Here is a 14,088-nt window from a genome sequence, read left to right as displayed (position 1 = left end):
GGGGATCGATCCGATGAAATCTGCCTTCAAGCTTCTGTCGCTGGCCCTGTTGTCGGCCGGCGCCGTCCAGGCCTATGCCCAGCCCGCCAATCTGCCCCCGCCTGGCGGCGAGACCCCAATCGCCTTCGATGTGCATGAAGGCACCTCCATGGCGGTGTCGGTATCGCCCGACGGCAAATGGCTGGCGGTCGACCTTCAGGGGAGCCTCTGGATCATCCCGATCAGCGGCGGCAAGGCGAAGCGGATCACCGACTATTTCAACGATGCCCGCCAGCCGGTCTGGTCGCCCGACGGTTCGCGCCTCGCCTATTTTTCCTATCGCGACGGCAATTATGATCTCTGGACGATCAAGCCGGACGGCAGCGACATGCGCAAGCTGACCGAGGGCGCTTATGATGATCGCGAGCCGGCCTGGTCGCCCGACGGCCGGACGATCGCCTTTTCATCTGACCGCAGCGGCAATTACGACATCTGGACGCTGGACATCGCCAGCGGCGCGATGAAGCAGGTCAGCAGCAACGGGCGCGAGGATCGCATGCCCAGCTGGTCGCCCGACGGCGCGCGCATCGCCTATTCCGGGACGGATGGCGCCAAGACCGCCCTCTATGTCACGGCCCTTGCCGATGGGCAGGAAAGCCTGTTGAAGCAGGTGCAGGGCAAGATCGACGCACCGTCCTTCGGCCCCGGCGGCGAGCTTGCCTATGTGGTGCAGGACGCCCAGGGCAGCCGTCTGGAAATCGATGGCAAGGCCGTCAGCGGCGCCGAGAATGTCTTCCCCTTCCGTGTGTCCTGGGGGAAGGGCGGTTACTATTATGTGTCCGACGGCAAGATCCGCAGCCGCAAGGGCACCAGCCTGTCGACCGTCAACTTCGCTGCCACGCTGGAGGTGGTGAAGCCCAGCTACGCCCGCGCCAAGCGCGACTGGGATTCGACCGCGCCGCGCAAGGCGCTGGGCATCGTCCACCCGACCCTGTCGCCCGACGGCAGCCGCATCGCCTTTGCCGCGCTCGGCGATCTCTATGTCATGTCGTCCAAGGGCGGGGTGCCGGAGAATCTGACCAAGGATGGCGCGCTCGACACCGATCCGGCCTGGTCGCCCGATGGCCAGAGTCTGGTCTACACCTCCGACAAGGGCGGTGGCCTGCCGCAGCTGTGGATCCGCGACATGAAGACCGGCGAGGATCGCCGGCTGACCGACATCGACACCCAGCCGCTAGGTGCCGCCTGGTCGCATGATGGCACGCGGATCGCCTATATCGATGTCGACGGCCGCTGGGGCGTTGCCGGCCTGTGCGTGGTCGATGTCGCGACCGGCAAGATCACCCGCCTTCAGGGATCGCTGGGCCAGCCCGGCAGCCCCAGCTGGTCGCCCGACGGCAAATATGTCGCCATCCCGCTATCCTACAAATATTCCAACAGCTTCCGCGAGGGCACCAACCAGGTCTACATGGTGCCGACCGATGGCGTGGGCAAAGCCTTCTGGCATCTGCCCGAACCCAATATGTCGATGGACACCCGCGCTGGTGGTGGCCCCGCCTGGTCGCCCGACGGAACGAAGATGGCCGCCATCTATGAGGGGCTGCTGAAGATCTGGCCGGTGGCCGCCGACGGCAAGCCGCTGGGACCGCCGCGTTCCTACACCTCCGACATCTCCTATTTCCCGAGCTGGGCCGGCGACAACAAGACGATCCTGTTCCAGTCGGCCGACAAGCTGAAGTCGCTCGACACCGAAACCGGTGCGATCACCGACATCCCGCTGGACCTGACCTATCGCATCGCCAACCCGACCGGGCGCACCGTCATCCATGTCAGCAATCTGGTCGACTCCGTTCATGACGTGACCCAGCATGACAAGGACATCATCGTCGACGGCCATCGCATCGCCGAAATCCGCGACCATGATCCAGCGCTGCATCAGGCGGAGCATTTCGTCGATGGCACCGGTCTCACAGCCATTCCCGGCCTGATCGAACATCACTCCCACGCCCAGAAGGATTTCGGCTCCAATCTGGAACGGGCCTGGCTTGCCTATGGCATCACCACGGTGCGCGATCCGGGCACGCAAATCTATGATGCGGTGGAGGATCGCGAGGCGGCGGAATCGGGCGCGCGCCTGTCGCCGCGCCTCTATGTCGCCGGGCCGCTGCTCGAATGGCAGCGCGTCTATTACAAGATGGGCGTGGCGGTCTCCAGCCCGGCCCATCTGGAGCGGGAATTTACCCGCATGCGCGCGCTCCATTATGACATGATCAAAAGCTATGTGCGCATGCCCGACCTGTTCCAGCGGCAGATCGTGCGCGCTGCCCATGAAATGGGCATACCGGTCAGCGGCCACGAAATCTTCCCGGCGGCCTTTTCCGGCGTGGATGGCACCGAGCATATGGGCGCGACCAGCCGGCGCGGCTATTCGCCCAAGCAGGGGCCACAGGGCATGGCCTATGAAGATGTGATCCAGCTTTTCGGCCGCAGCGGCCGGACCCTGACGCCCACCCATTTCGGCGCGATGACGCCCTATCTGGCCAAGCATCCCGGCTACAAGGACGACCCGCGCCTCAATCTCTATCCGGTCTGGGCACGGGAAACGATCACCGAAGCCGATCCGATGGCCAGCATGCTGCGCCCGTTGCTGGAGGGGCAATATAAAAGCCTGAAGAAAATGTATGACGCCGGCACGCTGGTGACGGCGGGCACCGACACGATGATCGCCAACAATCTCCATGCGGAGATTTCCTCCTATGTCGACGCCGGCCTGACGCCGTTCCAGGCGCTTCAGACCGCGACCGTCAATTCAGCGAAGGATCTGAACCTGGATGCGGGCACGCTGGAGGCCGGGAAGCTGGCCGACATCGTGCTGGTCGACGGCGATCCGCGCGCCGACATCGCCAACACCTTCAAGGTGAAAAAGGTGATGATGAACGGCGTCATCCATGACGTGGACGACATCGTCGCCGGCGGCATGCGGAAATGATCCGGCGATTGCCGTTCGCTTTCGATTGACCTGAGCCGTCGGACTGCTGCTATGGGCGTATCCAAAGGGGCGCCATGCGAATTGTCATCATCGACGACAGCGGATTGAGAGCGACGGTCCTGGAAGAAGGCCTGCGTGAGGCGGGCTATGACGATATTCATATCGTCCCGCCCCGCGGTGCCTTCGTTGCCCGGCTGGAGCGGATGGCGCCCGATGTGGTGCTGATGGATCTGGGCAGTCCCAGCCGCGACACGCTGGAGGAGATGCTGACGGTGAGCCGCGCGCTTGCCCGGCCGATCGCGATGTTCGTCGATCAGTCCGACGATGCGATGATCGGCGCGGCGATCGATGCCGGCGTGTCGGCCTATGTCGTCGACGGCCTGCGCAAGGAGCGGGTGAAGCCGGTGCTGGAATTGGCGGTGCGACGTTTCAATGCCTTTGCCCGCATGCAGTCCGAACTGGACGAGGCGCGCACCGCGCTGGCCGACCGCAAGATCATCGACCGGGCGAAATCGATCCTGATGAATCAGCGCAGCCTGTCCGAGCAGGATGCCTATGCGCTGCTGCGGTCGAGCGCGATGAACCAGGGCAAGAAGATCGTGGATGTGGCGCAGGCGCTGATTACCGCCAGCGACCTGCTGGGAGGGGGCATATGAGCGAATTGCTGCGGATAGCCTTTCTGCCGCTGACGGACGTGGCCGTGCTGGCGGTCGCGCGCGAACGGGGTTTTGCCGAGGAAGAGGGGATCGCGCTCGATCTGGTGCGCACCACCAGCTGGGCGACGCTGCGCGACCGGCTGGTTTATGGCCAGGTGCAGGGCGCGCAGATGCTGGCGCCGCTGGCCGTGGCAGTCACGCTGGGCCTCAGCCAGCAGCCCGCCGCACTGGCCGCGCCCTACAAGCTCAACGTCAACGGCAATATGCTGGTGATGGCACCCGACTTCGCCAGGGCACTGGAGCCGGACATCGCCCGGCGGCTCGCTGATCCGCTGGGCACTGCCCATGATTTTGCGGCCGCGATCGGGCTGTGGCGGCGCAAGCCGGTGATCGGCGTGGTCCACCGCTTTTCCAGCCATGCGATCATGTTGCGCTATTGGCTGGCGAGCGCGGGCATCGATCCCGATAGGGATGTCGTGCTGCGCGTGCTGCCGCCCTCGCTGACGGTCGAGGCGATGCGGGCGGGTGAAATTGACGGCTTCATCGCCGGCGAACCTTGGGGCAGCGCGGCGATCGAAGCCGGGCTGGCTGAAACCGTCGCGATCGGCGAACGCATCTGGCAGCGCGGCGTGGAAAAGGTTCTGGCCTTTCGTCAGGACTGGCTGGAGGCGAACCCGGAAACGGTCGATCGCTTACTGCGCGCGCTCGCCCGGTCGGCCGCCTGGTGCGACGATCCGGCGCATCATGAGGCGCTTGCCGATCTCCTGTCCGACCCCCGCTATGTCGATCAACCGGCCGAGTTGATCCTGCGCGCGCTGTCGGGGCGGATCGTGGCGCGCCTCGGCGACGTGCCAATCGCCAATCCCGACTTCATGCTGTTCGCGCGCGAAGCCACCGCCTTCCCCTGGCGCAGCCAGGCGCTGTGGATCTATTCGCAGCTGGTCCGCTGGGGCATGGTGGCCCATGATGCCGAAACTGCGGCGCGCGCCGCCGCCGTCTTCCGACCGGACATCTTCCGCCGGGCGCTGGCCGATAGCGGCCTGCCGATGCCGGGCGCGAGCATGAAGCTGGAAGGGGCGGTCACGACCCCGATGCCGGTCGGTGCCCATCGCGGCGACCTGACGCTTGGCCCGGATCGCTTTTTCGACGGGCGAATCTTCGACCCCGAACGGATCGAGGATTTCCTGCGGGATTCTGCGCCGCTCCGTTGATATGAAGGGCGAATTTGTGCCTTGCAACATAATGCATTCTACGGGATAAGATAAAGGACCGCGCGACGAGGCGCGTCCAGACGAATGCGCCGTCCCAAGGGTGGGATCGCCATTCCATCCATTTTTCGCAGCAAAGCCGCTGACCGGACCACGCCATGAGTGCGCGCGTCCGGCCTGCGGCTTTTTTCGTTTCCAATTCCATTGGTTGGGGGACGCATCATGGCTACTGCTTATTGGGACCGCGAAGGGGAGGCCGCATCGGCCACCGCCACGACAAGCTTCTGGAAGGCCGGCCACGCGCCGACCCTGATTGCCGCCTTTCTCTATTTCGATCTCGCCTTCATGGTCTGGGTCTTGCTGGGGCCGCTGGCGCCGATGATCGCCAAGACGCTGGCGCTGACGCCCGCGGAAAAGGGGCTGATGGTGGCGACACCGACGCTCGCCGGCGCGCTGCTTCGCGTCGTCAACGGCCTGCTGGTCGATCGCATCGGCCCGAAGCGGTCGGGCGCGATCAGCCAGATCATCGTCATCGCCGGCCTGTTCCTGGCCTGGCTGATGGGCGTCAACAGCTTCGGCGGCACGCTGGCTCTGGGCGTGATCCTGGGCTTTGCCGGCGCCAGCTTCGCGATCGCGCTGCCGCTCGCCAGCCGCTGGTATCCACCCGAGCATCAGGGCAAGGCGATGGGCCTTGCCGGCATGGGCAATTCGGGCACGGTGCTGGCCTCGCTGTTCGCGCCGATGCTGGCCAAGGCATTTGGCTGGAATGCGGTGCTCGGTCTTGCCTGCATCCCGCTGTCGATCGTCTTCGTCGCCTATATGATCATGGCCAAGGATGCGCCCAACGCGCCGCCGGCCAAGCGGCTGGTCGATTATTTCGAGCCGCTCAAGACCGCCGATGCCTGGTGGCTGATGGCCTTCTATGCCGTCACCTTCGGTGGCTTCGTCGGACTGGCGGCATCGCTGCCCATCTATTTCACCGACCAGTTCGGACTGACCCCGATCATCGCGGGCTATTGCACCGCAGCCTGCGTCTTCGCCGGGTCGCTGGTGCGGCCGATGGGCGGCGCGCTGGCGGATCGGATCGGCGGCGTGAAGGCGTTGATGATCGTCTATGTCGTCGCGGCGCTGGCGCTCGCCGGGGTGTCGCAGGCGACGACACTGGCCAGTGCGCTGGCCCTGTTCGTCCTGGCCATGCTGGCGCTGGGCACCGGCAATGGCTCGGTCTTCCAATTGGTGCCGCAGCGTTTCCAGGCGGAAATCGGCGTGATGACCGGCCTAGTCGGTATGGCCGGCGGCATTGGCGGCTTCTACCTCGCCAGTTCGCTCGGGCTGGCCAAGCAACTGACCGGCAGCTTCGCACCCGGCTTCCTGATCTTCGCCGGTCTTGCCGTGCTGGCCCTGCTGGGCGTGGCGCTGGTCAAGGCGAAGTGGCGCGCCAACTGGACCAGCGGCGCCCGTATCTGAGTTGGAGAGGAGGGCGGCGGCCTCTTTGAGGACTGCCGCCCCGAGCCACGCTCTTTCCGTCCGAGGGGGGACGATCATCCATGAAATATCTTCTCGCAACGACGGCCGCGCTGGCCGTCGCCGGGCCTGCTTGTGCCCAGCAGATCGACCTGAAACCCGTCGCTGAGGCGCGGCTGCGCTACGAACATGTCGATCAGGATGGCCTGGCGCAGCAGGCGGACGCGCTCACCGTCCGCGCTCGCGCCGGCCTGACGGCCAGCAGCGGCGCGCTGTCGGCGACATTGGTGGGGCAGGGGACATTGGCGGTGATCGACCGCTATTTCGACGGCTTCGACAAGGCCGCGACCAAGCCGCTGGTGGCCGATCCGCAGAATGTCGCCCTCTATATCGCTCAGTTGCAATATCGGACCAAGGCGCTGATCCTGACCGGGGGACGGCAGAAGATCGTGCTGGATGATGAGCGCTTCGTCGGCAATGTCGCCTTTCGCGACAATGGCCAGACCTTTGACGCGGTGCGCGCCGAACTGACCCCGGCCAAGGGGCTGAAACTGGATGTCTCCTATGCCTGGAGCGTACGCACCATCTGGGGCTTGCAGGGCAAGGGCGCGCGCCAGCAGGCGGTCAGCGGCAACAATATCCTCGCCAATCTTTCCTATGCCACGCCGCTGGGCACGCTCAGCGGCTTTGCCTATCTGGTCGATCAGGACGAGGCGGCGGTGCAGGGCTATCGCCTGTCGAGCCAGACCTATGGCGTGCGTCTGGTGGGGAGCCAGCCGCTCTCCAAATTTGCGAAGCTCGCCTATCAGCTCAGCTATGCCCGTCAGTCGGACTATCACCGCAATCCCAATGATTATGCCGCCGATTACTGGCTGGCCGACGCCACGCTCGACCTACATGGCTGGAAGCTCAATGCCGGCTATGAGGTGCTGGGCGCGAGCCATGGCGCTGCGCTCACCAGCTTCCAGACGCCGCTCGGCACCAATTTCAAGTTCCAGGGCTGGGCCGATAAGTTCCTGACCACGCCCGCCAACGGCATGCGCGACCTCTATGTTGGCACCGGCTATGGCTGGAAGCAGGTAGGGCCGCTGTCGGGCGTCGCACTGGCCGCCACCTGGCACCGGTTCGAGAGCGACCGGCTCGACCAGCATTATGGTAATGAGTGGGATCTGATCGCATCTGCGAAGCTGCGCAGGACCGCCCTGTCGGTGCGCTACGCCCATTATGATGCGCGGGCGATGGCGACCGATACCGACAAATTATGGCTTCAGGCCGACTGGAGCATCTGATTGAAAAGCCATGAGAGGAATCGCTTGAGCGTTCGGGCGATTCCCCATATGCTGCACTGCAAGGGACAAGGATGTCCCGCTTCACATCGCTGCGACGGTTCAGGGTAGGATCGGCAAGGCACTAGATGATGGCAAAGCCGCCATCCAGACTCTCGGGTTTCAACCTCCGAGGGTCTGGATGGCGGCTTTTTTCTTTTCTGGAGTAACGGGGATGGACTTTCAGGACGGGATCGACCCGGTCACGCAGGATGAGGACAATGTCCTGCCGCCCTTGGGGCAAGCACGCGAGCACCTGGTCGTCATCGGCAACGGCATGGCCGGTTGCCGCGCGGTCGAGGAATTGCTGGCCCGCGATGCGGGGCGCTATCGCATCACCATCTTCGGCGCCGAACCCTATGTGAACTATAACCGCATCATGCTTTCGCCGGTGCTGGCGGGCGAAAAGACGTTCGAGCAGATCGTCATCAACGACGCCGCCTGGTATGCCGACAATGGCATCGAACTGATTGCCGGCGATCCGGTAAAGGCCATCGACCGCGCCACGAAGACCGTTTCCAGCCAGTCGGGCCGCACCATCGGCTATGACAAGCTGCTGATCGCGACCGGCTCCGATCCGTTCATCATCCCGGTGCCCGGCAAGGATCTGCCCGGCGTCATCAGCTTCCGCGACATGAAGGATGTCGATACCATGCTCGCCGCCGCTGCCGATGGCGGCAGCGCGGTGGTGATCGGCGGCGGCCTGCTCGGCCTCGAAGCCGCCCATGGCCTGACCCTGCGCGGCATGAAGGTGACCGTCATCCACCTGATGGACACGCTGATGGAGCGGCAACTGGACGAGGCCGCCGGCTGGCTGCTCAAGACCGCGCTCGAAGGCCGCGGCCAGACCATTCTGACCGGCGCCAATACCGAAGCCATTTATGGCGACGGCAAGGTTGAGGGCGTGCGCCTGAAGGACGGTCGCGAAATTCCCGCCAGCCTGGTGGTGATGGCGGTCGGCATCCGCCCCGCGACCGCGCTGGCGCGCGACGCCGGCCTGGCCGTCAATCGCGGCATCCAGGTCGACGATCATATGGTTACTAGCGATCCCGATGTGCTGGCGGTCGGCGAATGCGTCGAACATGACGGCAATGTCTACGGCCTGGTCGCGCCGCTGTGGGACATGTGCCGGAGTCTCGCCGATGGCCTGACCGACCAGCATAGTGGCTACCAGGGCTCGGTCACCTCGACCAAGCTCAAGGTCGCGGGGCTGGACGTCTTTTCCGCCGGGGACTTTTCCGGCGGCGAGGGGTGTGAGGATATCGTCCTGCGCGACGCCTCGCGCGGCGTCTACAAGCGGGTCATCGTCAAGGACGACAAGCTGATCGGCGCGGTCCTCTATGGCGATACCGTCGATGGCGGCTGGTATTTCGACCTCCTCAAGCGCGAGGAGAATGTCGCCGACATGCGCGACATGCTGATCTTCGGCCAGGCCTTCGCCTCGGGAGGGGGCGCGCTGGACCCTAAGGCGGCCGTTGCGGCGCTCTCGGACGATGCCGAGATTTGCGGCTGCAACGGCGTAGCCAAGGGCCAGGTCGTCTCGTGCATCGCCAAGGGCGCGCACAGCCTGGATGCGGTCCGCGCCACCTGCAAGGCGTCGGCCAGCTGCGGCAGTTGCACCGGCCTGGTCGAAACCCTGCTCGCGCTGACGCTGGGCGAGGATGTCCAGTCGGGGCCGAAGACGATGTGCAAATGCACCAGCTTCACCCATGACGATGTCCGTCGCGAAATCGTGGCGCAGGACATGCGCTCGATCCCCGAAGTCATGCAGAAATTGAACTGGTCGACGCCGGAAGGCTGCTCCTCCTGCCGCCCCGCGCTCAACTATTATCTGCTCTGCGCGCTGCCGGGCGACTATCAGGACGACCAGCGCAGCCGGTTCGTCAACGAACGCATGCACGCCAATATCCAGAAGGACGGCACCTATTCGGTCGTACCGCGCATGTGGGGCGGGCTCACCAACCCCAGGGAACTGCGCGCGATCGCCGACGTGGTCGAAAAATATAATGCGCCGATGGTCAAGGTGACCGGCGGCCAGCGGCTGGATATTTTCGGCATCAGGAAGGAAGACCTGCCCGCCGTCTGGGCCGATCTCAATGCCGCGGGCATGGTGTCGGGCCATGCCTATGGCAAGTCGCTGCGCACGGTGAAGACCTGCGTCGGGTCGGAATGGTGCCGCTTCGGCACGCAGGACTCGACCGGTCTGGGCGTCAAGCTGGAACATATGACCTGGGGGTCATGGATGCCCCACAAGTTCAAGATCGCGGCATCGGGTTGCCCCCGCAATTGCGCGGAGGCGACGATCAAGGATTTCGGCGTGGTCTGTGTCGACAGTGGTTATGAACTGCATGTCGGCGGCAATGGCGGCATCCATGTCCGCGCCACCGACCTGCTCTGCAAGGTCGCGACCGAACAGGAGGCGATGGATTATTGCGCCGCCTTCATCCAGCTCTATCGCGAGGAAGCCCGCTATCTGGAGCGCACCGCGCCCTGGATCGAGCGCGTCGGCGTCGATTATGTGAAGAGCCGCATCGTCGCGGATGACGTCGGCCGCGAAGCGCTGCGCGCCCGTTTCCTCTTCTCGCAGCAGTTCATGCAGGATGATCCCTGGGCGCGTCGCGTCGCCGGCGAGGACGCCGAACTGCACCAGCATCTGGCCGAAGTCCGCCCCATGGAGACGCTCGCATGATCCCGAACACCCAAGTCGGCACCTGGCTGGATATCGGCCCCGTCGATCAGATCTCGCCGGGCAACGCCCGCACCCTGCCGGTGCGAGGCGGCGAGGAAATCGCCATCTTCCACACGCAGGACAACCAGTTCTACGCGCTGGTCAACAAGTGCCCGCACAAGCAGGGACCGCTGAGCCAGGGCATCGTCCATGGATCGGTCGTTGCCTGCCCGCTGCACAATTGGAACATCTCGCTCAAGACCGGCAAGGCACTGGGCAGCGATGAAGGCTGCGTCCCCATCATTCCGCTCAAGGTCGAGGCGGGCCGCATCTTCCTGCTGCGCGAGGCGGTCATTCCCGTGCCTGCCGCGGCAAAGGCGGCCTGATGGCGCAGGCGATCCGCACCACCTGCGCCTATTGCGGCGTCGGCTGCGGCATCGCCGCCACGCCGACCGGGCCGCGCTCGGTGATCATCAAGGGGGACGAGGCGCATCCGGCCAACGGCGGGCGCCTCTGTTCCAAGGGCACCCATCTGGGCGAGACGGTGGGCCTGACCGGCCGGCTGCTGCACCCGATGATCGGCAAGCGCCGCGCCAGTTGGGACAAGGCGCTGGATCTGGTCGCGAAGAAATTTCGCGAGACGATCGAGCGTCATGGCCCGGACAGCGTGGCCTTCTATGTCTCGGGCCAGTTGCTGACCGAGGATTATTATGTCGCCAACAAGCTGATGAAGGGCTTCATCGGCTCGGCGAACATCGACACCAACAGCCGCCTGTGCATGTCGAGCGCGGTCGCCGGCCACAACCGCGCCTTTGGCGAGGATGTCGTGCCGGCCAGCTATGATGATCTGGAGCAGGCCGACCTCATCATCCTCGTCGGCTCCAACACCGCCTGGTGTCACCCGATCGTCTATCAGCGCATCCAGGCCGTCCGCGCCGCGCGCGGCACGAAGCTGGTCGTGATCGACCCGCGCCGCACCGAAACCTGCGAGGGCGCGGACCTTCATCTGCCGATCCGGCCTGGCAGCGACGTCGCGCTGATGACCGGGCTGCTCGCCTGGTGCGATGCGCAGGGCGTGACCGATCCGGCCTATCTGGCCGATCATGTGAACGCGCCCGACGGATTCTGGGATCATGTCCGCACCGGCCATGACCTGTGGACGACGGCCCAGACCTGCGACCTCGACCCGGCGCTGCTGAAGGCCTTTTTCGAGCTGTTCGCCGCGACCCCGCGCACCGTCACCCTGTTCAGCCAGGGCATCAACCAGTCGATCCGCGGCACCGATCAGGTCAATGCGATCATCAATGTCCACCTCGCCACCGGCCGCATTGGCAAGCCGGGCGCGGCGCCCTTTTCCATCACCGGCCAGCCCAATGCCATGGGCGGGCGTGAAGTCGGTGGCCTCGCCTCGACGCTCGCCGCGCATATGGACTTCGCGCCGGAAAATGTCGCCCGCGTCGGCCGCTTCTGGGCCGCGCCCCAGATGGCGACCAAGCCGGGACTGAAGGCCGTCGACCTGTTTCGCGCGATCAATGAGGGGCGGATCAAGGCCCTCTGGATCATGGCGACCAATCCCGCCGTCTCGTTGCCCGATGCCGGCCGGGTGCGCGACGGGCTGGAGGCGATCCCCTTCCTCGTCGTGTCGGACATCATCGCCGACACCGACAGCAGCGCCCATGCCCATGTCCGCCTGCCGGCCGCCGGCTGGGGCGAAAAGGACGGCACGGTCACCAATTCGGACCGCACCATCAGCCGCCAGCGCCCGTTCATGGCATTGCCCGGCGAGGCCCGGCCCGACTGGTGGATCATCACCCAGGTCGCCCGCCGCATGGGCTGGAAAAACGCCTTCGCCTATGATCGGCCGGCTGACATCTGGCGCGAACATGCGCGTCTGACCGCTTATCAGAATGCGGGGCAGCGGCTGCTCAACCTGCGGGCGCAGGCGGCGATCGGCAACGACGCCTATGACGCGATGGACAGTTTCCGTTGGGGCGGGGCGCCCTTTGCCGACGGACATTTTCCAACCCCGGACGGCAAGGCGAGGCTGGTGCTCACGAAGCAGATGGATTTGCAGGGGCCGCTGCGCGACTGGCCGCTGACGCTCAACACCGGCCGCTATCGCGATCAATGGCACACGATGACCCGCACGGGGCTGGCGCCCAAGCTGGCGCGCCATCGCGAGGAGCCTCTGGTCGAAATCCACCCGCAGGATGCCGATGCGCTGGGCCTGGCCGATCGCGATCTGGCGCGGGTGTCGACCGCGCAGGGCAACAGCATCTTCCGCGTCAGCATCAGCGACGGCCAGCGGCCGGGCGAAATCTTCACGCCGATCCATTGGACCGACCAGATATCGAGCGGCGGGCGTACCGGCCTGTTGCCGCGTCCGCTGGTCGATCCGCATTCTGGCCAGCCCGGCTTCAAGTCGACTCCGGCCGCGGTCGAGAAGGTCTCGACCCAATGGCAGGGATTTCTGATCCTGCGCGGGCAGGAGCCAGTGAAACTGCCCTGCCTCTGGGCAACGCGGGTCTCGGTGCCGGGCGGCGCACTCTATGAACTGGCCGGCAATGGCGATGCCGCCCGGCTGGAAGCCTGCCTGCCCAGGGGCGAGCGGGTCGAGGCGATCGACCAGGTGCGCGGCAGCCGACGGGTCGCGATCATCCAGGATGGCCGGCTGGCGGGTGTGCTGTTCGTCACCCGCACCGGCCTGTTGCCCTCGCGCGACTGGCTGATCGGCCAGTTGGCGGTTGACGATGTCGGCGCAACCGTTCTGGCGGCACGCGGGCCGGGCAGCCAGCCGGACAAGGGCGCCACCATCTGCGTCTGTTTCGATATCGGCCTCAACCAGATCGTCGCGGCGATCCGCGACCAGAAGCTGGTCGACGTGCCTGCCATCGGCAAGGCGCTGGGCGCCGGCACCAATTGCGGCTCCTGCCGCCCCGCCATCGCCAATATCCTGGCCCAGACATCTCAGGAGACATTGCATGCAGCCCAATGACCTCATCGCGCCGGGCGACGTCTGGCTGGTCGGTGCCGGGCCGGGCGATCCCGACCTGCTGACGCGCAAGGCCGAAAGGCTGATCCGCGCGGCGGACATCATCTTCTACGACGCGCTGGTGGGGCAGGGCATATTGGACCTTATTCCCGATCAAGCCGAACGGGTCAGCGTCGGCAAGCGGTCGGGCCGCCATTCGAAGGACCAGCAGACGATCGACGAAATGCTGGTGGAGGCGGCGCTGGCGGGCAAGCGGGTGGTCCGGCTGAAGGGCGGCGACCCGGCGATGTTCGCCCGTTCGACCGAGGAAATGACGGCGCTGCGCGCGGTCGGCGTTCGCGTTCGGATCTGCCCCGGCATCACGGCGGCCAGCGCCGTCGCAGCGTCGGCGGGTATTTCCCTGTCGCTGCGCGGGATTGCGCGCCGGGTCCAGTTCGTGACGGCGCATAGCCGCCGGGGTCAGGCGCTGGATCTGGATTGGGATGCCCTGGCCGATCCGGCCTGTACCCTGGCCGTCTATATGGGGCGCGAGGCCGCTCCGGAACTCAGTCGCGCGCTGATCGCTGCGGGCTTGCCGGGCGCGACCCCGGCGCTCATTACCTGCGATGCGTCGCTGCCGCAGGAACAGCAGTTGCGCACGCGCCTTGATCTCCTGCCGCTGGTGACGCAGGCTTTTGCCGATGATCGTCCGACCCTGATCCTGATCGGCGAGGCGGTGGCTCAGGCCGACATAGCCATGGCTGGCGCAACGGACGATGTCCGCCGATCGATGGCATCGCGCTGAAGCAGTAACAGCGACGCCGTATA

The 14,088-nt window shown here is 65.5% G+C and carries 9 protein-coding genes; all 9 read left to right on the top strand.

Translation table 11 applies throughout. The features are described 5' to 3' along the window. The first annotated feature begins 13 nt into the window (after positions 1 to 13). Positions 14 to 2,968 carry an amidohydrolase family protein gene (locus tag ACI6S0_RS08585; RefSeq protein WP_434405525.1) on the top strand — a complete coding sequence of 985 codons (2,955 nt, stop codon included), beginning with the start codon at positions 14 to 16 and terminating at the stop codon, positions 2,966 to 2,968. A 74-nt stretch (positions 2,969 to 3,042) separates the two neighbouring features. After that, positions 3,043 to 3,624 (top strand): ANTAR domain-containing response regulator, encoded by a 582-nt coding sequence (locus tag ACI6S0_RS08580; protein WP_004212504.1) that lies wholly within the window; start codon positions 3,043 to 3,045, stop codon positions 3,622 to 3,624. After that, positions 3,621 to 4,835 carry a CmpA/NrtA family ABC transporter substrate-binding protein gene (locus tag ACI6S0_RS08575; protein WP_434405524.1) on the top strand — a complete coding sequence of 405 codons (1,215 nt, stop codon included), beginning with the start codon at positions 3,621 to 3,623 and terminating at the stop codon, positions 4,833 to 4,835. Before ACI6S0_RS08580 ends, ACI6S0_RS08575 begins: the two co-directional genes overlap by 4 nt. A gap of 219 nt (positions 4,836 to 5,054) precedes the next feature. Beyond that, entirely contained in the window at positions 5,055 to 6,299 is a 1,245-nt protein-coding gene (locus ACI6S0_RS08570) for a nitrate/nitrite transporter (protein ID WP_037518134.1), read from the top strand. An 80-nt stretch (positions 6,300 to 6,379) separates the two neighbouring features. Further along, positions 6,380 to 7,585, top strand: a complete 1,206-nt coding sequence (locus ACI6S0_RS08565; protein ID WP_434405523.1) for a hypothetical protein — start codon at positions 6,380 to 6,382, stop codon at positions 7,583 to 7,585. A gap of 211 nt (positions 7,586 to 7,796) precedes the next feature. Beyond that, positions 7,797 to 10,310, top strand: coding sequence for a nitrite reductase large subunit NirB (gene nirB, locus ACI6S0_RS08560; RefSeq protein ID WP_434405522.1), 2,514 nt, complete (start codon positions 7,797 to 7,799; stop codon positions 10,308 to 10,310). Continuing rightward, positions 10,307 to 10,675: a nitrite reductase small subunit NirD gene (gene nirD / locus ACI6S0_RS08555; protein ID WP_434405521.1), complete on the top strand. Its 369-nt coding sequence runs from the start codon at positions 10,307 to 10,309 to the stop codon at positions 10,673 to 10,675. Before nirB ends, nirD begins: the two co-directional genes overlap by 4 nt. Beyond that, positions 10,675 to 13,284 carry a molybdopterin-dependent oxidoreductase gene (locus ACI6S0_RS08550; protein WP_434405520.1) on the top strand — a complete coding sequence of 870 codons (2,610 nt, stop codon included), beginning with the start codon at positions 10,675 to 10,677 and terminating at the stop codon, positions 13,282 to 13,284. The genes nirD and ACI6S0_RS08550 overlap by 1 nt, the downstream gene beginning before the upstream one ends. Beyond that, entirely contained in the window at positions 13,271 to 14,065 is a 795-nt protein-coding gene (gene cobA, locus ACI6S0_RS08545; protein ID WP_434405519.1) for a uroporphyrinogen-III C-methyltransferase, read from the top strand. Before ACI6S0_RS08550 ends, cobA begins: the two co-directional genes overlap by 14 nt. Positions 14,066 to 14,088: the final 23 nt, after the last annotated feature.

It is taken from the genome of Sphingobium sp. DN12 (assembly GCF_051058005.1).
Taxonomy (GTDB): domain Bacteria; phylum Pseudomonadota; class Alphaproteobacteria; order Sphingomonadales; family Sphingomonadaceae; genus Sphingobium; species Sphingobium yanoikuyae.
This window is presented reverse-complemented; position numbering and strand designations above follow the sequence as displayed.